Consider the following 19,326-nt stretch of genomic DNA (forward strand, 5'->3'; position numbering starts at 1 on the left):
CATGTTCCACCTGCAAACCCTCGAACTCGTCCACTGGGACTACTGCCAGCGCGTCGCACTGCCGCTGGACGCCTCCATCATCACCATCGCCGGCCCCAACGGTTCGGGCAAGACCACGCTGCTGGACGCCATGCGCACACTGCTGGGCCTGCGCTGCTCGGCCCCCCGCGACTACCGCACCTACGCACGCCACGCGGGCGCGCAAACGGCCTGGCTGCGAGCAGTGGTGGACAACCGCCCGCAGGGACGCCAGACCTCCAGCCGGCCCTTCGCACGCCGGCTGCTGTATGCCGACCAGGTCACGCTCGCCTGCCGCATCGACAAGAACGGCGGCGACTGGCAGCGGCGCTACTGCCTGCTCGACGGCGACGTGTCCATCGAGCAGCTGCGCGATGCGCCCGAGAAGGATCTCGGCTTCATGGGCGTGGAAGCCTGGGGCCGCGTGCTCGGCGCGGCCGGCCTGTCCCCGGCGATCGCCCGCGTGCTGTCGCTCGAGCAGGGCCAGACCGACCGGCTGTGCGAATTCAGCCCGCGCGAGCTGCTGCGGCTGGTGTTCGACGTGTTCGGCGACCAGCAGGTGCTGGATGCCTACGACCAGGCGCGCGAGCACCAGCAGCAGCTCTCGCGCGAGATGGTGCAGGCCGAGCGTGAGCTCGACCACAGCCGCACGCAGCTGTCCGAATTGCAGAACCGCGTCGCCAGCTACAAGGCCTGGCAGCTCAAGCTGGCCGAGCGCGAGCGCCTGGGCACCGAGGTCCTGCCGGTGCTCAGCTGGCACGGCGAGCGTGAAGGCCTGGTGAAGCAGGCGCGTGAACTGCGCCGCCAGAAGACACAGCACCGGGCCGCGCTGGCCGAGCAGGCCGCACAGAACAAGCGACTGCTCACGCTGCTGGACGAAAGCACCCGCTCCCAGGCCGATGCCGAGCGCCTGCGGGCCGAGCGCGATGAAGCGCGCTCGGCCCTGGACGGCGCCACGCGCCACGAAGCCCCGCTCGAGCAACTGGCCAAGCGCGAGGCCGAGCTGCTCGCGCTCGTGGACAAGGGCAGCAACGCCGACGAGCTGCAGGCCCACCTGCGCCAGCTGCAGGAGCAGGAATCCGCCGCGCAGGACGAGCGCTCCGCGCTGCAGCAGCGCCGCCGGATCGCGCAGGACGCCCTCAAGGCGCTCGAAGGCCAGGCCCTGCCGCCCCTGCCACCCGAAGTGCAGCAGTTCCGCAGGCGCCTCACGGCCCAGGGGATCGGCCACCAATTCGTGGCCGAGGTGATCGAGGTGGCGGACGAGGCCTGGCGCGCCGCGATCGAAGGCGTGCTGCGCGGCCACCGCTGGGTGGTGCTGCTCGACAAGGAAAGCGACCTCGCCGAGGCCTACGACATCGGCGAGCGCGAACGCTACCGCCATTACCTGGTCGGCCCCGGCGAGAAGCCGCTGCGCGGCGAGCCCGGCACCCTGCTCGCGCACGTGCGCTTCAACGCGCCCGTGCCGCGCTGGCTGGTGCAGCAGTTGCAGCAACTGCGCTGCGTGGCCGACCCGCGTGAAGGCAAGCGCCTGGGCGGCACCTGGATCACCCCCCAGGCCTACATGCACGACGGACGCGGTGCGCGATCCATGTGGGTGGAGCCGCGCGACCACCAGTTCGGCGCTGCCGCCGTGCAGGCGCGCCGCGCCGCCGCCGAGCGCGACCTCGCACAGATCGACGGCCAGCTCGCGCCCGTGCTCGACCGGCTCATGGCATTGAAGCGCCAGGTCACCGATACCCGCCGCGCGCTCGAAGGCCACAGCGCCGCGGAAGAGCTGGCGCGCCGCAGCGAGGAGTTCGCCCAGGCGCGCGAGGAACTGCCGGCGGCCAGGCAGGCACGCATCGCCGCGGCCCAGCGATGGCAGCGCCTGGACGCCGAGGCCACGCGCGCGCACGACCGCCACCGGGCCTTCACGGACGAGCACCAGCGGCTGGAGCAGCAGCTGCGGCGCTCGCGCGGCGACACCGACCGCGCCGCGCAGGAATGGACCGCGCGCCGCCGCGGCCATGTGGATGCGGCGGCGCGCAGCCAGAAGCAGCGCCGCCAGTTCCCTGCCCGCTGGACGGCCGCCGAGGTCCTGGGCGCTCTGGTGGACGAATACGTGAACGACACCCAGGCGAAGCTGCGCCTTTCCGCCGTCGAGCAGGAGCTGGAACAGGGCACCTGGGAACAGGACGCCACCGTGGAGGAGCGCTTCCGCCGCATGGAGGCCACCGTGCGCGAGCAGGCCTCAAGCCTGTCGGACCACCAGGTCAAGAACGCCCAGGCCGGCACGGCCGTGATGAACGCGCGCGAAAGCTATATCGAGGTGCTGCGCAGCACCGTGCGACGCTACCGCAAGAACATCCAGGAACTCGGCGCCCTGGCAGGCGTGGAGGTGGCGGCCGACCTGCCCCTGCTGGAGAACGACGATACCGTGCTCGCGCAGGCCGGGCTCAAGGTGCATTTCGCGTTCGACGGCAAGGGCAGCATCGGCATGAACGACGGGGAGGCGTCGGGCGGCCAGCAGGTCATCAAGTCGCTGATCCTGCTCGTGGGCTTGCTCAAGGACGAGGAAAGCGGCTCGGGCGGCTTCGTCTTCATCGACGAGCCCTTTGCCCATCTGGACGTGCGCAACATCCAGCTGGTGGGTCACTTCCTGCGCTCCACCCAGGCGCAATACGTGCTGACCACCCCCATCACCCACAACCTGGAAGTGTTCGAGCCGGCCGAGATCACGCTCGTGACCAGCAAGAAGCCCCAGGGCTCGCGCTGGGCTCCGCCCATCGCCGTGGCCAAGCGGCGCGGCGTGCCGCAGCTGGAGCCGATGGCGGGATAGGCGGCGGAAGATCATCGTGCCGGAGTTGCGAATGGCCATCATCACTACCGTCAGGGGCCGCAACCGCACACGGGAGAGCGACGCCCCGTTCTCCGCGCTCCCTCCGCTGGCATCCCGCCAGGAAACACTGCTGGGGCGCTGGCTCGTCTCCCATGCCGCAGGACGGCGCTGGCAGACACTGCTCGAGGAGGCAGGGCAGGATCTGCTGGATTCCACGGAGGCGCTGCTGGAGTGCCTTGTGGAAGCCGGCGCCGTCGTGGCCCGCGAGCGCCTCGTGCGGGGCACGTGGCAGATCGAGCGGATGGAGTGGCGCGACCTTCCGGCGCTCCAGGCCAGCCGCGGCATCCGGACATCGGACGAGCGCCGGGCACTGCGGGACGACACCCGGCAGCAACTGGCAGCCCTGGCGGACGACCATCTATGGCTTCAGCCGGCTATCGACAGCTGCCTGGGCTCTACGAAAAGCGCCGATCTGCTAAGAGGCCGTGCCGAACTGCTGCATGCGCTTGCGGCATGGCATGCCGAGCAGCGCTTCGGCAAACGCCGGGACTTCGCCCTGCACGCACGGCAGGGCACCAAAGACATCACCCCGTCCGAATGGAAATGGCTGGAAGCGCATTTCGCGCTCGAAGCCTTCGGCATCGAAAAACTCGCATTCATTCTCTGGCTAGGCGGCAGCCTCGCATTGGTAACCGAGAAGGGGCGCATGGATGTCGGCGCCGCGGGCTTTTGCGGCCTCCCGATGAGCACATTGGCCGGGGACACGCACATTGCGGGCGCTCCTTCGCGTTACTGGCTTATCGAAAACCGCACGAGTTTCGAGCGGCAGGTGATCCAGGCGGACCCTGGAACCTGCGTGGTCTGGCTTCCGGGCAGGCCCCCGGATGACTGGCTCGGCGCACTGGGCTGGCTGCTGGACCGGGCACCCGCGCCCGCGCTCATCAGTTGCGATCCGGACCCCGCCGGCCTCGATATCGCGCTGACCGCAGGAGCCGTGTGGGCAGCGCGCGGGCTGGAATGGTCACCGTACCGGATGGAGCCTGAGCTGTGGCAGAACGGCCCCACCCTGCCGCTGAACGATTTCGACCGCGCCTTGCTGGCCCGACTGGCCACGCGGAATGATCTGCCCGCGCCAGTGGCCGGGCTGCGCGACATGCTGGAGCAGTTGGGCCGCAAGGCCGAACAGGAGGCCTGGCTGTGAAAAACGGCTGCCGCGCCCCACTCTAGGGTTTCCCCTCGACCGGCAGTCCAGGCGTTGTCCCCACAGGGGTGGCTGGGGTAAAAACCTTTGGCGGCGTCGTCCACGCCCTCAAGGAGAACCCCGGTGTCAGAGCCGCCCCTGTCCCAGGTGCCAGCCAGGCCCCCGCACCCCGGCGGCTCCTCACTGGGCTCGCGCCTGCTGGACGCCCTGCTCACCACCGAGCCCCGCCAACGCATCCGGCTTTCCATGGCCGGGCTGGCAGCGCTGCTGATGGCCTGCTGCATCACGGCGATGCACATCGCGGTGGGCGCTGGACTGGCGCAGCCGGGGCCGGTCCGGATCTGGACGGCCCTGTCGGCCGGCGGCCTGCTGGTGGTGTACGCCCTGATCCGCAGCGGCATCTCGCAGCGCTGGTCGGACCCCTCCCTGACACTGCCGCAGATCGTCTATGCCATCGCCTGCAACGCCGCGGCCTATGCCATCGGCGGCCAGGCCCGCGGCATCGCCCTGCCGATCCTGGCCGTGATCCTGATGTTCGGCATGTTCGGGCTGTCCACGCGCCAGATGTTCGGCGTGATGCTCTACGCCATGGCCGCGTTCTGCCTGGCCACAGTGTCGATGGAACTGCGCGACGAGCCGAGCCACTCTTCCGGCCTGTCGGTGGCCTACGGCATCATGACGGCCGTGGTGCTGCTGGGCAGCACCTTCCTCACCACGCGCCTGCAGGCCACGCGCGAAGAACTGCGCCGCCAGAAGCATGACCTGGGGCGCGCACTGGAGCACATCCGGGAACTGGCCACGCACGACGAACTCACCGGACTGCTCAACCGCCGCCACATGCTGGAGCTGATGCGGCTGGAACAGCGGCGCGTGGCCCGGTCGGGCTTTCCGCTCGTGATCGCGCTGCTGGACGTGGACCATTTCAAGGCGGTCAACGACACGCACGGCCACGCCGCGGGCGACCGCGTGCTGCAGGCATTCGCCCAGTCGGTCCGGCGCTGCGTGCGCGACGGAGACGTGATTTCCCGGTGGGGCGGCGAGGAATTCGTGCTCATGCTGTGCAACACGCCGCCCGATGCCGCCCGTGCGCTGCTGGAGCGGGTGCGGGAGGCGGTGGCGGCACTCGCGGTGCTGGCGGACCGCGCCGACAACGCCGTCTATCTGCGCATCACCGTGTCCATCGGATTCGCGCTGCACCGCCCCCGGCACCCCATCGAGGAAACACTGGAGCGCGCCGACCGGGCGCTCTACGCAGCCAAGCAGGGTGGCCGCAACCGGGCCGTCGAGGAAACGCTTGACCCTGACACCATGGAAGCGTGCAGGATTCGGCCATGACCTCCTCCCACCGCCGCCCGCTGGGCCTGCTCGCCCTCTGCCAGGGGCTGTTCCTCACCAACAACATCGTCTTCATCGCCATCAACGGACTGGTAGGCCTGCAACTCGCGCCCCGAGGGTGGATGGCCACCCTTCCGGTGATGGGCTACGTGGTGGGCGGCGCGCTGTCCACCGGACCCGTGGCCCGCGCCCAGCGGCGCTGGGGACGGCAGGCATCCTTCCAGATCGGGCTGGCCGTGGCGGCGGCATCGGCACTGCTGTGCGCGCTGGCGGTGTGGATGCACGCATTCTGGCTGCTGTGCGCGGCCACGGTCATGGCGGGGTACTACAGCGCCAACGGCCAGCTCTACCGCTTCGCCGCGGCCGAGATCGCGCCCGCACCACAGCGGGACACGGCCATGTCGCTGGTGATGGCCGGCGGCCTGCTGGGCGCGGTGGCCGGCCCCAACCTGGCCAACCACACGCGCGACCTGGTCTCCGTTCCGTTCACCGGGGCCTACCTGGCGCTGTTCGCGGTCGCCCTGGTGTCCATGGCCTGCATGGCGGGCATCCGCTTTCCGGCCGTTCCACCGGCATCGGCCGCGGCCGCTGCCACGGGCCGCTCGGTGGCGCAGTTGCTGCGCGATCCGGTGTTCGCGGTCGCGATGCTGGGAGCGGCGCTGGGCTACGGGGTGATGAACCTGCTGATGGCAGCCACGCCGCTGGCCATGCAGGTGTGCGGGCATGCCTTTGGTGACGCGGCCTTCGTGCTCGAATGGCATGTGATCGGCATGTTCGCCCCGGGCTTTTTCACGGGCCACCTGATCCGGCGCTTCGGCGTGCTGCGCGTCATGGCGGCCGGCGTGGCGCTCAATGCCGCCTGCGTGGCGATCGCGCTCTCCGGCGTGGAGCTGGCGCATTTCGTGGCCGCCCTCTTCCTGCTGGGCGTCGGCTGGAACTTCCTCTTCACGGGCAGCACCGCGCTGGCGATGCGCGCCTACCGGCCCGAGGAGAAGGACCGGGCCCAGGCCGCAATCAATTTCGGCGTCTTCGCTACCATGGCGCTGACGTCCTTTGCATCGGGGGCCCTGGTCACCACCCAGGGCTGGACGCTGCTGAACTACGGCTCCCTGCTGCCCATCGGGCTCACCGGCGCAGGGCTCGCGTGGCTGGTACTGCGGCAACGGCAGCGCCAGCTGTAACGCTCAACCCTCCGCCCCAGGCTCCGGCAGGCTGACCACCACCTGCGCCACGGCGGCCGTGAGCTTCTTCGCGTAGGGAACGTGCAGGAACTCGTTCGGGCCGTGCGCATTGCTCTTGGGGCCGAGCACCCCGCAGACCATCATCTGCGCCGTGGGGAAGCCCTGGCTGAGCATGTTCATGAGCGGGATCGTCCCGCCCTGGCCGATGTAGCCGCAGGGCGCGCCGAAGTGCGCCTGGCTCGCGGCGTTGAGGGCGTTCTCGAACCACGGCGTGATGGCCGGCGCGTTCCAGCCGCTGGCGGCGCTGCCCGGCTCGAAGGTCACGCGGGCCTGGTAAGGCGCGTTGTCCTCCAGCAGCGCCTTGAGCTTCTGCACGCTTTCGGCGGCATCCACCACGGGCGGCAGGCGCAGGCTGAGCTTGAAGGCGGTATAGGGGCGCAGTACGTTGCCTGCATCCTGCAGCGCAGGCAGCCCTTCCGCGCCGGTGACGCTGAGCGTCGGCGTCCAGGTGCGGTTGATGAGCGCCTGCACCGGATCGGTGGTGGTCGGCAGCGCGAAAGCGGTGGAGCCGCCGCAGTCGTAGTGGGCCCAGGGGAAACGCTTCGTGACCTCGTCACCGAGGATCGCCGCCGTGGCGCGCGCCTGCGCCAGGCGGTCGGGCGGCACCTCGCAATGGAAGCTGGCAGGCAGCAGCCGGCCGGTGGCGCTGTCCTCCAGCCGGTCGAGCACCTGCCGCATGATGCGGAACGACGAAGGCACCAGGCCCGAGGCATCGCCCGAGTGCACGCCCTCGGTCAGGATCTGCACCTTGAGCGTGCCGCTCACCATGCCGCGCAGGCTGGTGGTAAGCCAGAGCTGGTCGTAGTTGCCCGCGCCGGAGTCCAGGCAGATCACGAGGGCCACGTCGCCCAGGCGCGGGCGCAGCAGGTCGATGTAGGGCAGCAGGTCGCGCGAACCGCTCTCCTCGCAGGTTTCGATCAGCCCCACGATGCGCGGATGCGGCACGCCCTGGCGCTGGATCTCCTGCACGGCGGCGATGCTGGCATAGACGGCGTAGCCGTCGTCCGCCCCGCCGCGGCCGTAGAGCTTTCCCTCCTCGTATTTCGGGGACCACGGGCCCAGGTCCTTGCGCCAGCCGTCGAACTCGGGCTGCTTGTCGAGGTGGCCATACATCAGCACTGTCTGCTGCGAGGCTGGGCGCGTGGCCTCCACCTCGAAGAACAGCACCGGCGTGCGGCCGGGCATGCGCAGGATATCCAGGCGCAGGCCGGGGACCTTCTGGGCTTCCACCCACTCCGCGGCATTGCGCAGCACGCGGTCGAGCAGGCCCTGCTGCTCCCAGTCGGGCGCGAAGCCGGGCGATTTGGCGGGAATGGCGATGTATTCGGTCAACTGGCGCAGGATGTCGCCGTCCCAGCGCTGGCTGAGCTGGGACAGGGCCTGGTCGGGCTGGAAGGCGGTGGCGGGTACACGGGCGTTCATGGGGCTCTCCTGCTGCGCGGAACGTGCCGCGACGAGCCGATGATTGTGCTACAGGGCCTGCAGGGAGCGCCGGCGCAGGGTCTGCGAAGGTGCCTCCCCGAAGAGGGTCTTGTAGTCCTGGGAGAAATGGCCCATGTGGAAGAACCCCCAGCGCTCGGCGAGTTCCTGCACCGTCTCGCCCGGCGCGGCCGAGCGCAGAGTGCGGCGGCAGGCGTTCAGGCGCACCGCCTTCAGGAACTCGGCAGGCGACTGTCCCAGCACGGCGTGGAAGTGGTTCTGCAGCGTGCGCCGGGTCACGTGCAGGTGCCGGCACAGGGCGTCCACGTCCCGGGCGTCGCCGCAGCACGGCTGGCCGGCCCACGCACGCGCCGCCATCACCAGCGCGAAACGGCGCTGGGCAGCGCCTTGCGAAGGTGCCGCGACGGGTGTCTCTGCGGCAGGATCGCTGCACAACTGGCGCAGCAGGCGCCGCGCCAGCGCCTGGTGCCGGGCGGTGTCCGCCGGCTGCGGGGCCGCCTCGGCGATGCGCAGCAGCGATTCGAAGGTGGCGCACAGCGCGGCATGCGCCGCAGCATTCACGGGCACGGCATGCGCCGGGCCGGACAGCAGGAGGGACGCGCCGCGCAGGCCCATGGCATCGGCCTCGGCGCGCAGCCATTCCTGGTCCATGACCACGCCGTAGATCCCGAAATCCTCCGGGGTGCGCAGCGTGAAGCCGTCGCTGGCCCGGGCGCGCAGAACGAAGCGCTGTGCATCGGTGCGCCGCTCGCCTCCGCAGAAATGCAGGGGCCGTGCGCAGCGGGCGTCGGGCACCCCGAACCACACCGAGCCCCGCCAGGGCGCGCACTGCTGGCTGGTGGGCAGGGAGGTGTACTCGTGGAAGACCTGCAGGCGCGGGCCGCGCATCCACAGCTCGCGCACCCGGCCGGCGAACCGGCCGCCACGCAGCTGGTCGTACTGCTGCGACCAGTCCGAGAGCTGGTCGGCATGCTCGTCCACGTCCTCGCTGGCGCGGACCCGCCAGCGCAGTGCGCCTGCCCCCGCGGAAGGCACCAGGGCAGTGCGGGAAGGAAGCGCGGCAGCCATGTCGTGGAGCGTTCGGGCGGTGGAGTAGGGAATGTGATGCAAGAAAAGCGCCAGACCCCGCGAGAAAACCCCGACACCGCTATCCCGGGCCGGAAAAAAAATCCGGCACGGCCCGGTTTTTCCGAATCCGGATAGACGCCGGCGGCCCGGAATGGGTGCAATGGCGGCACGTCGTCCACCGGCTTTCCGAACGCAGCAAGGCACTCCATGCACACCTCCGCCTCCACTCCTTCCGATCCGGCCCACGCACCGCACCTGAAGAAGGTGCTGGGCACCTTCCAGCTCTGGGGCATCGCCGTCGGACTGGTGATCTCCGGCGAATACTTCGGCTGGAGCTACGGCTGGGCCACCGCCGGCACGCTGGGCTTCCTGGTCGCCACCGTGCTCGTGGCCGCCATGTACACCAGCTTCATCTTCAGCTTCACCGAACTCACCACCGCCATCCCGCACGCGGGCGGCCCCTTCGCCTATGCGCGGCGCGCATTCGGTCCGGCGGGCGGCTTCGTGGCGGGATACGCCACGCTGGTGGAGTTCGTCTTCGCGCCGCCGGCCATCGCGCTGGCCATCGGCGCCTACCTGAACGTGCAGTTCCCGGCCATCAATGCCAAGACCATCGCGCTGGGCGCCTATGCGGTGTTCATCGGCCTGAACTGGGTGGGCGTGGGCATCGCGGCCACCTTCGAGCTGATCGTCACGCTGCTGGCCATCTTCGAGCTGCTGGTGTTCATGGGCGTGGTCAGCCCCGGCTGGTCGTGGGCCCGGTTCGCCCACCTGGGCTGGGCCGGCAGCGACACCTTCAGCAGCGCCACCGTGGCGGGCATCTTCGCATCCATCCCGTTCGCGATCTGGTTCTTCCTGGCGATCGAAGGCGCGGCCATGGCCGCCGAGGAAGCGCGCGACCCGCAGCGCACCATTCCACGCGCCTACATCGCCGGCATCCTGACGCTGGTGGCGCTGGCCTTCGGCGTGATGGTCATGGCCGGCGGCGTGACCGACTGGCGCACGCTTTCCAACATCAACGACCCGCTGCCCCAGGCCATGAAGGCCCTGCTGGGCGCCCACAGCGGCTGGCTGCACATGATGGTGTGGATCGGCCTCTTCGGGCTGGTGGCCTCTTTCCACGGCATCATCATGGGCTACTCGCGCCAGATCTATGCGCTGGCCCGCGCGGGCTACCTGCCCCGCGCCTTTGCCGAACTCAGCCCCCGCTTCAAGACACCGCACCGCGCGCTGCTGGCCGGCGGTGCCGTGGGCGTGGCCGCGATCTTCAGCGACGAGTGGATCCAGTTCGGTGGCCAGACGCTCACCGCGAACATCGTGACCATGGCGGTCTTCGGCGCCATCGTGATGTACATCGTCTCCATGGCCGCGCTGCTGCGCCTGCGCCGCACCGAGCCCGGCATGCACCGCCCCTACCGCGCGCCGCTCTACCCCTTCTTCCCCGTGCTGGCGCTGGCCCTGGGCGTGGTGTGCCTGATCGCCATGGTGTGGTTCAACACCGTGCTGGCAGGGGTGTTTCTCGCGCTGATGGCGCTGTCGTGGTTGTATTACGCTGGCACTGCCAGCCGCCGCGCGCAGGCCGCGCCCGACGCGCTGCTGGATGCATCCTCCGGTAAATAAGGGACTCCGCCATGCGCTACCACGCCACCCTGGGCGGCCAGGGCCATGCCTTCGACGACCTGCGCCAGGTGATGGCCCACGCCAGCCCGGCGCGCTCGGGCGACTACCTGGCCGGCGTGGGCGCGGCCACCGCGCAGCAGCGCATGGCGGCGCGCCACGTGCTGGCCGAGCTGCCGCTCGCCACCTTCCTGAACGAGGCATTGGTGCCCTACGAGGAAGACGCCATCACCCGCCTGGTCATCGACGGCCACGATGCCGCCGCCTTCGCCCCCATCCGCCACATGACGGTGGGCGACTGGCGCAACTGGCTGCTGGGCGACGAGGCCACGCCCGAGGTGCTGGCGGCTCTGGCGCCCGGGCTCACGCCCGAGATGGTGTCGGCCGTGAGCAAGATCATGCGCAACCAGGACCTGATCGCGGTGGCGCGCAAGTGCCGCGTGGTCACGCGTTTCCGCAACACGCTGGGCCTGGCCGGCCGCCTCGGCGTTCGGCTGCAGCCCAACCACCCCACCGACGACCTGCGCGGCGTGGCCGCCTCGGTGCTGGACGGCCTCATGATGGGGGCAGGCGATGCGGTGATCGGCATCAACCCGGTGTCCGACAGCATGGCCACGCTGGAGGGCCTGTGCCGCATGTTCGACACGCTGATCCAGGGCCTGGAGATCCCCACCCAGGCCTGCGTGCTGACCCACGTCACCAACACGCTGCAGCTCATGAATGCGGGCGTACCGGTGGACCTGGTGTTCCAGTCCATCGGTGGCACCGAGAAGACCAACAGCGGCTTCGGCGTGAGCATCGCCGTGCTCGACGAGGCCTACGACGCCGCCCTGCAATTGCGGCGCGGCACCGTGGGCGACAACGTCATGTATTTCGAGACCGGCCAGGGCAGCGCCCTCTCGGCCGGCGGCCACCATGGCGTGGACCAGCAGACCTGCGAGGTGCGCGCCTACGCGCTGGCGCGCCGCTACCGTCCGCTGCTGGTGAACACGGTGGTGGGCTTCATCGGCCCCGAATACCTCTACGACGGCAAGCAGATCATCCGCGCCGGCCTGGAGGACCACTTCTGCGGCAAGCTGATGGGCCTGCCCATGGGCTGCGACATCTGCTACACCAACCATGCCGAGGCCGACCAGGACGACATGGACACGCTGCTGGTGCTGCTGGCTACCGCCGGGCTCAACTTCCTCATCGGCGTGCCGGGGGCGGACGACATCATGCTCAACTACCAGAGCACCTCGTTCCACGACGCGCTCTTCCTGCGCGACACGCTCGGCCTGCAGCGCGCACCCGAATTCGAGGGATGGCTGCAGCGCCAGGGCCTGACCACGGCCCGGGGCCGTCTGCGCGACGGGGCCGCTCCACTGGCGCTGGCACACGTGCTGGGCACACAGGTCCACTGAACATGCCGACCGCCCCGCCCCGACGGATCGACATGGAGGCCTCCTCCCGCGACGACCGGACTGCCGGCGCAGCGCCAGCGCCCATGCCGGCGGCCACCGGAACGCCGCCCTCCGTCACCGCCATGCCCTGGCACAGCTGGCGCCAGGCCACGCCCGCACGCATTGCCCTGGGCCGCGCCGGCGTGGCGATCCCCACCGACGAGGCCCTGCGCTTCGGCTGGGCGCACGCCATGGCCCGCGATGCCATCCATGCGCCGCTGGACGCCGAGTCCCTGGCCGCCGCGTTGCGCGACGCCGGCCACGAAGTGCTGCAGGCCCGCAGCCGTGCCGAGGACCGCGCCACCTACCTGCGCCGCCCCGACCTGGGCCGCCAGCTGCACCCGGAAGACGCCATGGCGCTGCAGGCGCATGCCGCGCAGGCCGGAGCACTGAAGCCCACGCTGTGCGTGGTGGTCGGCGACGGCCTTTCGTCGCTCGCCGTGCAGCGCCATGCGGTGCCGCTCCTGCAGGCGCTGGCACCGTTGCTGCCGCCGGATGCCACCATGGCGCCGGTCGTGGTGCTGCGACAGGCCCGCGTGGCGGTGGCCGACGAGGTGGGCGAACTGCTGGGAGCCAGCCTGAGTGCCATGCTGATCGGCGAGCGGCCGGGCCTGAGCTCGCCCGACAGCCTGGGCATCTACCTCACGCACGCACCCCGGAGAGGGCGCAGCGACGCGGAGCGCAACTGCATCTCCAACGTGCGGGCCGAGGGCCTGAGCTACGCCGCGGCCGCCTTCAAGCTGGCCTGGCTGATGCGCCAGGCCCGGCGGCTGGGTGTCACGGGCGTGGCGCTCAAGGACGACAGCGATGCCGAGTGGGCCTTGCAGGCACCGCGGGCGACGACGCGGCTGGGAGATGCCTGAAGCGGCGGGCAGCACGGGCGCCCGGGGCGGACGTCCCGCCCACCATCATCCGGAACGGGGGCTCGCGCCCGGCCCTTCCGCAGCAGGCCGGGGCACCTCCGCCGTGGCCACCTGGTTGCGGCCCGCACGCTTGGCGCGGTACATGGCCTCGTCCGCGGCCGCGACCAGCCCGTCCCAGCGGTCGCCGGGCCGGAGCACTCCACCGGCCACGCCGATGCTGAGGGTGACGGGCACCGTGCGGCCGACGAATTCGAAGTGCGCCTGCTCCACCGCGGCCCGCAGTTCGTCCGCCAGCACCCGGGCACCGGCCAGCGCAGTCCGCGGCAGCAGCACCAGGAACTCCTCGCCGCCATAGCGGCCGATGAGGTCCTGCGATCGCAGCCGCTCGCCCAGCACATCCACGACGCCGCACAGCACCTGGTCGCCCACCAAGTGGCCCAGGCCGTCGTTGATGCGCTTGAAGTGATCGATGTCCAGCATCATTACCGACAGCGGCTCGCCTCCCCGCACGGCCTGCGCCACGCCGCGGTCCAGCGACGCGATGGTCGCCCGGCGGTTGGGCACGTCCGTCAGCGGATCCCGTGCGGCCATGCGCTCGTTGACGGCGTCGGCGCGGTCCCTGGCCATGAAAATGAAACCGAAGGACGACGCCTGGACCGTGATGAAGGTGGCGAGGAAGGTCGCGTGCTGCCAGAAATTCGCCTCCAGCAGGCCGGAAGTCGGCATGTGCCCCATGATCGCTGCCAGCGCCCGCACCACCAGCACGGCGGCCTGCATCCAGATGCCCGCGGCCACCATGCGCGCACCGTAGCCTTCCGAAGGGTGCCGGCCGAGCGTCCACAGCACCAGTCCCAGCTGGGCCGGGTAAATGATGCCCGCCAGTACCAGCCGGGCCGTGTAGTCCCCCAGGAACACCACGAACAGGGCAACCGTCAGGAGGACCGGCGGCACGGTGTGCAGCCACGGCACCGGCCGCCGCAGGAACTGGTACACCGCCGCCAGCAGGCTCGCGAACACCCCGGCGAGCAGCCCGTTGGCCACCACGATCGACAGCACGTCGGGAATCCGGCCGCGCAGCGCGAGCAGCACATACGCAAGCGACTGCATCAGCAGCGCGGCCGCCCACAGGCCGAGGCCCTCCCGTCGGCGGCGGGCGCCCACCAGCAGCAGCCCGGCCGCCATCACCAGCGATCCCACGACGGTCATCACCAGCATGGTCGGCAGGTGCAGCAGGGACTCGGACATGGCGTGGAACGGAAAAAGAACGGTCGTGCAGAGCGCTGCAGCGCCTCAATCGTGTTCGAAATGGAACACGGCCGTGCCGGCCATGGCGTTGGGCAGCAGGCGCACCTCCCGCCCCTTCTGCAGGCCGAACGCATCGAGGACGCGCAGCCGGTTCTTGTGCGCAAGCACCTCGAAATCCTTGAACGTGCCGACGCGGATGTTCGGCGTGTCGTACCACTGGTAGGGCAGGCGGCGCGTGACGGGCATGCGCCCGCGCAGCACCGACAGCCGGTTGGGCCAGTGCGCGAAATTCGGGAACGCGACGATGCCCGCCCTTCCCACCCGCGCCGTCTCGCGCAGCATCACCTCCGCATTGCGCAGGTGCTGCAGCGTGTCGATCTGCAGGACCACATCGAACGAGTTGTCGCCGAACATCGCGAGTCCCTCGTCCAGGTTGAGCTGCACCACGTTCACCCCGCGGCGCACGCAGGCCAGAACGTTCGCGTCGTCGATCTCGACGCCGTAGCCAGTGCAGCCGCGCTCGCGCTGCAGCATGTCGAGCAGCGCTCCGTCGCCGCAGCCCAGGTCGAGCACGCGTGCGCCATGGGGCACGAGGCGCGCGATCGCGTGCATGGTGGATGGTTCGCTCATGCGGCGGTCTCCCTGGCAATGCCGTCGAAATAGGAACGCATCAAGCCCATGTAGCGCGCGTCGTCGAGCAGGAACGCATCGTGGCCGTGGGGCGCGTCGATCTCGGCGTAGCTCACGTCGCGCCGGTTTTCCAGCAGGGCCTTGACGATTTCCCGGCTGCGCGCGGGCGAGAAGCGCCAGTCGGTGGTGAAGCTCACCAGCAGGAACCTTGCCCGGGCGCGCGCGAGCGCTCGCGTGAGGTTGCCGCCGAAGGCGAGCGCCGGGTCGAAATAATCCAGCGCCCGCGTGATGAGCAGGTAGGTGTTGGCGTCGAAGTAGTCGCTGAACTTGTCGCCCTGGTAGCGCAGGTAGCTCTCGATCTGGAACTCGATGTCCTGCGTGCTGTATCTGGGCGCCAGTCCTTCTCGCAGCTGCCGCCCGAACTTCTCGTTCATCACGTCGTCCGACAGGTACGTGATGTGGCCGATCATCCGCGCGATGCGCAGCCCCCGCTTCGGGATGGTGCCATGGCGGTAGAAATGGCCGCCGTGGAAGTCCGGGTCGGTGACGATCGCGCGGCGCGCCACCTCGTTGAACGCGATGTTCTCCGCGGTGAGGTTGGGCGCGCTCGCCACCACGACGGCATGGCGCATGCGCTCGGGGTACTGCAGCGTCCACGACAGCGCCTGCATGCCGCCCAGGCTGCCGCCCAGCACGGCGGCGAGCTGCTGCACGCCCAGCCGGTCCAGCAGCCGCGCCTGGGCGTGCACCCAGTCCTCCACCGTCACGACGGGAAAGTCGGCCCCGTACACCTCGCCGGTGTCGGGATGCGGGTGCATGGGCCCGGTGGATCCGAAGCACGAACCTAGGTTGTTGATGCCGATCACGAAGAAGCGGTCCGTGTCCACCGGCTTGCCCGGCCCGATCATGTTGTCCCACCACCCCTCGCTGCGGGGCTGCCCCTCGTACACACCCGCCACGTGGTGCGAGGCATTCAGGGCATGGCACACCAGCACCGCGTTGGAGCGGTCGGCGTTCAGGGTGCCGTAGGTTTCGTAGGCCAGCGTGTAGTCGCGGATCGATGCGCCGCCCTGCAGGGGCAGCGGGTCCGCGAAATGCATGGATTGCGGTGTGGCGATGAACGACATGGATGAAAAAACCCGGCATCGCTAAAAACGAGGCCGGGTCGTCGCACTGCACCAACGGTCGGGTCTTTAGCTGGATTTATAAAGCGCCCGCAAGCGGTGGCAAATCGGCGCGTGTGGGGCAATTATGCCAAAGGACCGGGGACCGGTGCGAGCAGCGCGACGAGCCCCAGCACCACGAAAATGATGGCCGACACCACGTGCACCGCGCGGATCGGCACGCGCCGCGTGATGCGCTCGCCCAGCCAGACCACCGGCGCGTTGGCGAGCATCATGCCCAGCGTCGTGCCCGCCACCACCCAGAAATAGGCGCTGTACTGGGCGGCCAGCATGACGGTGGCGACCTGCGTCTTGTCGCCCATCTCGGCGAGAAAGAAGGCCACCAGCGTGGTGCCGAACACGCCGAAGCGCGGCGTTTTCCCCGTCTCGTCGTCGTCCAGCTTGTCGGGGATGAGCATCCACACCGCCATGGCGATGAACGACAGGCCGAGGATCCAGCGCAGCACCTGAGGACCGATGACGGTGGTCACCCAGGCGCCCACGGCGCCGGCAAGCGCGTGGTTGGCGGTGGTGGCCACCAGGATGCCGAGCACGATGGGCCAGGGCTTGCGGAAGCGGGCCGCCAGGACGAGGGAGAGGAGCTGGGTCTTGTCGCCCATCTCCGCGAGCGCGACGATGGACGTGGATACGAGGAAGGCTTCCATGGGGTGGGGTTATCCGGCCGGATACGTGGACAGCATTGACTGCGCCCCGACTCCGGCCTTTGGGATCGGTGCACAGTCAATGGTCTCGCCCAGTCCGGCTGAACCGCCTGCGCCATGGGCCGCGAGGGCCCAAGTTTGTTGACGCATGCCCCCGTGCGCGCATGGCGCCGGGCGGGCTACTCCCCAGAGACTGCGGCGATTGTAGTGCAGCCAGGGCGGCCGCTCCGGAAGGTACGCAGCCCATCAATGGGCGCAAAGTTCGGGTAAATACCCATCACGAACGTTGCAAGCGCGCTAATTTCCGCGTGCCGGATCAGAACAATTGGTTGATAATGGTTCGGTCTTTCTGCTTGCAGGAAGCAAATTGCGGTGATTGGTCGGTTTCGCGTCTCTGAAATTCGTCACAGGTTTGCTGGTTGCGTCGGGCTCCATCGCGTTTTCATGTTTCTTTAAGGAGTCCTTCATGGGCAACAAACTCTACGTGGGCAACCTGCCCTATTCCTTCCGCGACGACGATCTGCAACAGACGTTCAGCCAGTACGGCACCGTCAACAGCGCCAAGGTCATGATGGAACGCGACACCGGTCGTTCCAAGGGCTTCGGCTTCGTCGAGATGGGCAGCGATGCCGAGGCCCAGGCCGCCATCGAAGGCGCGCACGGCCAGAACTTCGGCGGCCGCGATCTCGTGGTCAACGAAGCCCGTCCGATGGAACCCCGTCCCCCCCGCAGCGGTGGCTTCGGTGGCGGCAATGGCGGCGGCTTCGGCGGTGGCCGCAGCGGTGGCGGCGGCTACGGTGGCGGCAATGGCGGTGGCTACGGCGGTGGCCGCGGCTACTGATCCACCCACAACCCTCGGGTTGCAAACGGATACAAAAAAGGGCCTCTCCGGGGCCCTTTTTTTATGGATGCGCAGGTGCAGGAAGAGTGTGGTAGGGCTTGATCTTTTCGGGGCTTTATGGCCCATAATGCTTCGGCGAAAAATGCTTTTTTCGCGTTGCATTGCGGGGATCCGTCAGTTTCGCGCATAGGGGCTCTTAGTGACCGACCGGCTGCGTTTTCGGGACTCCATCGCTTTTTATATGTGTTTTTGAGGAGTCCCGTGATGGGCAACAAACTGTACGTCAGCAACCTGCCGTACTCCGTGCGCGACAACGATCTCGAGCAGGCGTTCGGCCAGTTCGGCGCCGTGACCAGCGCCAAGGTCATGATGGAACGCGACACCGGCCGCTCCAAAGGCTTCGGCTTTGTCGAGATGGGCAGCGACGCCGAAGCGCAGGCTGCCATCAGTGGCATGAACGGCCAGGCCCTGGGCGGCCGCAGCATCGTGGTGAACGAAGCGCGCCCCATGGAGCCCCGCCCGCCCCGTAGCGGTGGCGGCTTCGGCGGCGGCGGTGGTGGCGGCGGGTACGGCGGTGGCCGCAGCGGTGGTGGCGGTGGCTATGGTGGTGGTGGCCGTGGTGAAGGTGGCGGCGGGTACGGCGGTGGCCGTGGCGGCGACAGCGGCGGCGGCTACGGCGGCCGCGGCGATGGCGGCTTCCGCAGCCCGTATGGCTCCGGTGCACGCAATGGCGGTGGCGGCGGAGGTGGTGGCCGCGGCGGCTACGGCGGCGGCAACAACGGCGGCTATTGAGCCCCGTGCCGGCACACCCCTTCGCGGGTGTCCGTGCCAGCCAACCACTCCAAGGTTTACAAGGCCCCTTCCAGGGGCCTTTTCTTTTTTCCGGAAGCCCTGCGCGTGCGCACCGCCATGCGGCAAGGCCTTCCGGGGGTGCCGTCAGGCGATCACGAGGCCGGTCCGGCCCCGCCGCGCCGGTGCTTGCGCGGCCGTCCGGCCAGCAGCCGGTCGAACAAGCTGTCGGGCAGCAGGCGCAACAGCTTGGCCACCACGCCCATCTGCCAGGGGATCACACGGTAGCGCGCGCCCGCCGCGACGGCCGCATACGCCTTGTCCGCAAAGTCCCCGGGCTGCATGAGGAACGGCATGGCATAACGGTTCTGGCGGGTGAGCGGCGTGTCGATGTACCCGGGGCACAGGGTGACCACCCGCACGCCGCTGGCCCGCAACTCGCCCCGCAGGCTCTCGCAGTAGCTGATCACCGCGGCCTTGCTCGAGCAATAGGCGCCGTGCCCGGGCAGCCCGCGGATGCCCGCCACACTGCCGATGCCCACCAACGTGCCGCTGCCGCGCTCCGCCATGCCGGACACGAACGGATGGAAGGTGGCTGCCATGCCGAGGTTGTTGGTCGCGAAGGTCTGCGCCATGACGTCGAGATCCTCGCGCTGCGCAGTGTCCATGCCCACGCTGATCCCGGCATTCGCGATCACCACGTCGGGCAGGCCCAGCTCCGCGATGCAGGCCCTGCCGGCCGCGATGATGCTGTCGGCCTGCGCCACGTCGGCGCCATAAACGCGGAAATCGTCCGGCCCGAGCCCGCTGGCAGCCGCCCAGGCCTGGATCTCCGCGGTGCGCCGGGCGACCAGCGCCAGGCGGAACCCGGCCTGCCGGTAGCGCAGCGCCAGAGCCTGTCCGATACCGCTGGAGGCGCCGGTGATGAAGGCCAGGGGACGAGGGTGCATGGA

At 69.5% G+C, this 19,326-nt stretch carries 16 protein-coding genes and 1 riboswitch; of the genes, 9 read left to right on the forward strand and 7 right to left on the reverse strand.

The window, feature by feature from the left end; translation table 11 throughout:
- Window position 1: 1 nt before the first annotated feature.
- The 4 genes from BLR05_RS13735 to BLR05_RS13750 all read left to right on the forward strand — a co-directional run bounded on the left by BLR05_RS13735 (window position 2) and on the right by BLR05_RS13750 (window position 6,553).
- Complete coding sequence (locus BLR05_RS13735) at window positions 2–2,836, forward strand: ATP-binding protein (RefSeq protein ID WP_092835104.1); 2,835 nt, start codon at window positions 2–4, stop codon at window positions 2,834–2,836.
- A 238-nt stretch (window positions 2,837–3,074) separates the two neighbouring features.
- The gene (locus tag BLR05_RS13740; RefSeq protein WP_225979034.1) at window positions 3,075–4,037 is read left to right on the forward strand and encodes a toprim domain-containing protein; all 963 of its coding nucleotides are present in this window, start codon (window positions 3,075–3,077) and stop codon (window positions 4,035–4,037) included.
- A 123-nt stretch (window positions 4,038–4,160) separates the two neighbouring features.
- Window positions 4,161–5,372 carry a GGDEF domain-containing protein gene (locus BLR05_RS13745; protein ID WP_092835108.1) on the forward strand — a complete coding sequence of 404 codons (1,212 nt, stop codon included), beginning with the start codon at window positions 4,161–4,163 and terminating at the stop codon, window positions 5,370–5,372.
- Window positions 5,369–6,553, forward strand: a complete 1,185-nt coding sequence (locus BLR05_RS13750; RefSeq protein ID WP_092835110.1) for an MFS transporter — start codon at window positions 5,369–5,371, stop codon at window positions 6,551–6,553. The genes BLR05_RS13745 and BLR05_RS13750 overlap by 4 nt, the downstream gene beginning before the upstream one ends.
- A 3-nt stretch (window positions 6,554–6,556) precedes the next feature.
- Here the strand turns inward: BLR05_RS13750 and BLR05_RS13755 are convergent, their stop codons facing one another.
- Complete coding sequence (locus BLR05_RS13755; protein ID WP_092835112.1) at window positions 6,557–8,035, reverse strand: M20 family metallopeptidase; 1,479 nt, start codon at window positions 8,033–8,035, stop codon at window positions 6,557–6,559.
- A gap of 48 nt (window positions 8,036–8,083) precedes the next feature.
- Window positions 8,084–9,121, reverse strand: a complete 1,038-nt coding sequence (locus tag BLR05_RS13760; RefSeq protein WP_092835114.1) for a helix-turn-helix domain-containing protein — start codon at window positions 9,119–9,121, stop codon at window positions 8,084–8,086.
- Window positions 9,122–9,328: 207 nt separating this feature from the next.
- Between BLR05_RS13760 and eat the strand changes: the two genes are divergently transcribed.
- From eat to eutC, 3 genes are read left to right on the forward strand one after another with little or no spacing between them, the layout of a single operon-like run.
- On the forward strand, window positions 9,329–10,741 hold the full coding sequence (gene eat / locus BLR05_RS13765; protein WP_092835116.1) for an ethanolamine permease: 1,413 nt from the start codon (window positions 9,329–9,331) through the stop codon (window positions 10,739–10,741).
- Window positions 10,742–10,752: 11 nt separating this feature from the next.
- Window positions 10,753–12,141 carry an ethanolamine ammonia-lyase subunit EutB gene (locus BLR05_RS13770; protein ID WP_092835118.1) on the forward strand — a complete coding sequence of 463 codons (1,389 nt, stop codon included), beginning with the start codon at window positions 10,753–10,755 and terminating at the stop codon, window positions 12,139–12,141.
- Between the two features lie 32 nt (window positions 12,142–12,173).
- The gene (gene eutC, locus BLR05_RS13775; RefSeq protein ID WP_092835120.1) at window positions 12,174–13,043 is read left to right on the forward strand and encodes an ethanolamine ammonia-lyase subunit EutC; all 870 of its coding nucleotides are present in this window, start codon (window positions 12,174–12,176) and stop codon (window positions 13,041–13,043) included.
- A 45-nt stretch (window positions 13,044–13,088) separates the two neighbouring features.
- On the opposite strand, the gene BLR05_RS13780 is transcribed toward eutC, so the two are convergent.
- The 4 genes from BLR05_RS13780 to BLR05_RS13795 all read right to left on the reverse strand — a co-directional run bounded on the left by BLR05_RS13780 (window position 13,089) and on the right by BLR05_RS13795 (window position 16,746).
- On the reverse strand, window positions 13,089–14,288 hold the full coding sequence (locus tag BLR05_RS13780) for a GGDEF domain-containing protein (protein ID WP_092835122.1): 1,200 nt from the start codon (window positions 14,286–14,288) through the stop codon (window positions 13,089–13,091).
- Between the two features lie 45 nt (window positions 14,289–14,333).
- Complete coding sequence (metW, locus tag BLR05_RS13785; protein WP_092835124.1) at window positions 14,334–14,918, reverse strand: methionine biosynthesis protein MetW; 585 nt, start codon at window positions 14,916–14,918, stop codon at window positions 14,334–14,336.
- On the reverse strand, window positions 14,915–16,045 hold the full coding sequence (gene metX, locus BLR05_RS13790; protein ID WP_092835126.1) for a homoserine O-succinyltransferase MetX: 1,131 nt from the start codon (window positions 16,043–16,045) through the stop codon (window positions 14,915–14,917). The genes metW and metX overlap by 4 nt, the downstream gene beginning before the upstream one ends.
- Before the next feature lie 122 nt (window positions 16,046–16,167).
- Window positions 16,168–16,746 (reverse strand): TMEM165/GDT1 family protein, encoded by a 579-nt coding sequence (locus tag BLR05_RS13795; protein ID WP_092835128.1) that lies wholly within the window; start codon window positions 16,744–16,746, stop codon window positions 16,168–16,170.
- A gap of 6 nt (window positions 16,747–16,752) precedes the next feature.
- Window positions 16,753–16,952, reverse strand: a riboswitch (yybP-ykoY riboswitch).
- A 257-nt stretch (window positions 16,953–17,209) separates the two neighbouring features.
- On the opposite strand from BLR05_RS13795, the gene rbp (BLR05_RS13800) reads away from it, so the two are divergent.
- Together rbp (BLR05_RS13800) and rbp (BLR05_RS13805) are read left to right on the forward strand one after the other, a co-directional pair.
- Window positions 17,210–17,584, forward strand: a complete 375-nt coding sequence (gene rbp, locus BLR05_RS13800) for an RNA-binding regulator (protein ID WP_092835130.1) — start codon at window positions 17,210–17,212, stop codon at window positions 17,582–17,584.
- A 264-nt stretch (window positions 17,585–17,848) separates the two neighbouring features.
- The gene (gene rbp / locus BLR05_RS13805) at window positions 17,849–18,376 is read left to right on the forward strand and encodes an RNA-binding regulator (RefSeq protein ID WP_092835132.1); all 528 of its coding nucleotides are present in this window, start codon (window positions 17,849–17,851) and stop codon (window positions 18,374–18,376) included.
- Between the two features lie 152 nt (window positions 18,377–18,528).
- Here the strand turns inward: rbp (BLR05_RS13805) and BLR05_RS13810 are convergent, their stop codons facing one another.
- Window positions 18,529–19,323: an SDR family oxidoreductase gene (locus BLR05_RS13810; RefSeq protein WP_092835134.1), complete on the reverse strand. Its 795-nt coding sequence runs from the start codon at window positions 19,321–19,323 to the stop codon at window positions 18,529–18,531.
- Window positions 19,324–19,326: the final 3 nt, after the last annotated feature.

This window comes from Paracidovorax cattleyae (genome assembly GCF_900104515.1).
Lineage (GTDB): Bacteria > Pseudomonadota > Gammaproteobacteria > Burkholderiales > Burkholderiaceae_C > Paracidovorax > Paracidovorax cattleyae.

Bases quoted from the DNA above. Each gene is read 5' to 3' on its own strand.
- BLR05_RS13735 (WP_092835104.1), top strand. From the start codon at position 2: ATGTTCCACCTGCAAACCCTCGAACTCGTCCACTGGGACTACTGCCAG.
- BLR05_RS13750 (WP_092835110.1), top strand. From the start codon at position 5,369: ATGACCTCCTCCCACCGCCGCCCGCTGGGCCTGCTCGCCCTCTGCCAG.
- BLR05_RS13755 (WP_092835112.1), bottom strand. From the start codon at position 8,035: ATGAACGCCCGTGTACCCGCCACCGCCTTCCAGCCCGACCAGGCCCTG.
- BLR05_RS13760 (WP_092835114.1), bottom strand. From the start codon at position 9,121: ATGGCTGCCGCGCTTCCTTCCCGCACTGCCCTGGTGCCTTCCGCGGGG.
- eat (WP_092835116.1), top strand. From the start codon at position 9,329: ATGCACACCTCCGCCTCCACTCCTTCCGATCCGGCCCACGCACCGCAC.
- BLR05_RS13770 (WP_092835118.1), top strand. From the start codon at position 10,753: ATGCGCTACCACGCCACCCTGGGCGGCCAGGGCCATGCCTTCGACGAC.
- eutC (WP_092835120.1), top strand. From the start codon at position 12,174: ATGGAGGCCTCCTCCCGCGACGACCGGACTGCCGGCGCAGCGCCAGCG.
- BLR05_RS13780 (WP_092835122.1), bottom strand. From the start codon at position 14,288: ATGTCCGAGTCCCTGCTGCACCTGCCGACCATGCTGGTGATGACCGTC.
- metW (WP_092835124.1), bottom strand. From the start codon at position 14,918: ATGAGCGAACCATCCACCATGCACGCGATCGCGCGCCTCGTGCCCCAT.
- metX (WP_092835126.1), bottom strand. From the start codon at position 16,045: ATGTCGTTCATCGCCACACCGCAATCCATGCATTTCGCGGACCCGCTG.
- BLR05_RS13795 (WP_092835128.1), bottom strand. From the start codon at position 16,746: ATGGAAGCCTTCCTCGTATCCACGTCCATCGTCGCGCTCGCGGAGATG.
- rbp (WP_092835130.1), top strand. From the start codon at position 17,210: ATGGGCAACAAACTCTACGTGGGCAACCTGCCCTATTCCTTCCGCGAC.
- rbp (WP_092835132.1), top strand. From the start codon at position 17,849: ATGGGCAACAAACTGTACGTCAGCAACCTGCCGTACTCCGTGCGCGAC.
- BLR05_RS13810 (WP_092835134.1), bottom strand. From the start codon at position 19,323: ATGCACCCTCGTCCCCTGGCCTTCATCACCGGCGCCTCCAGCGGTATC.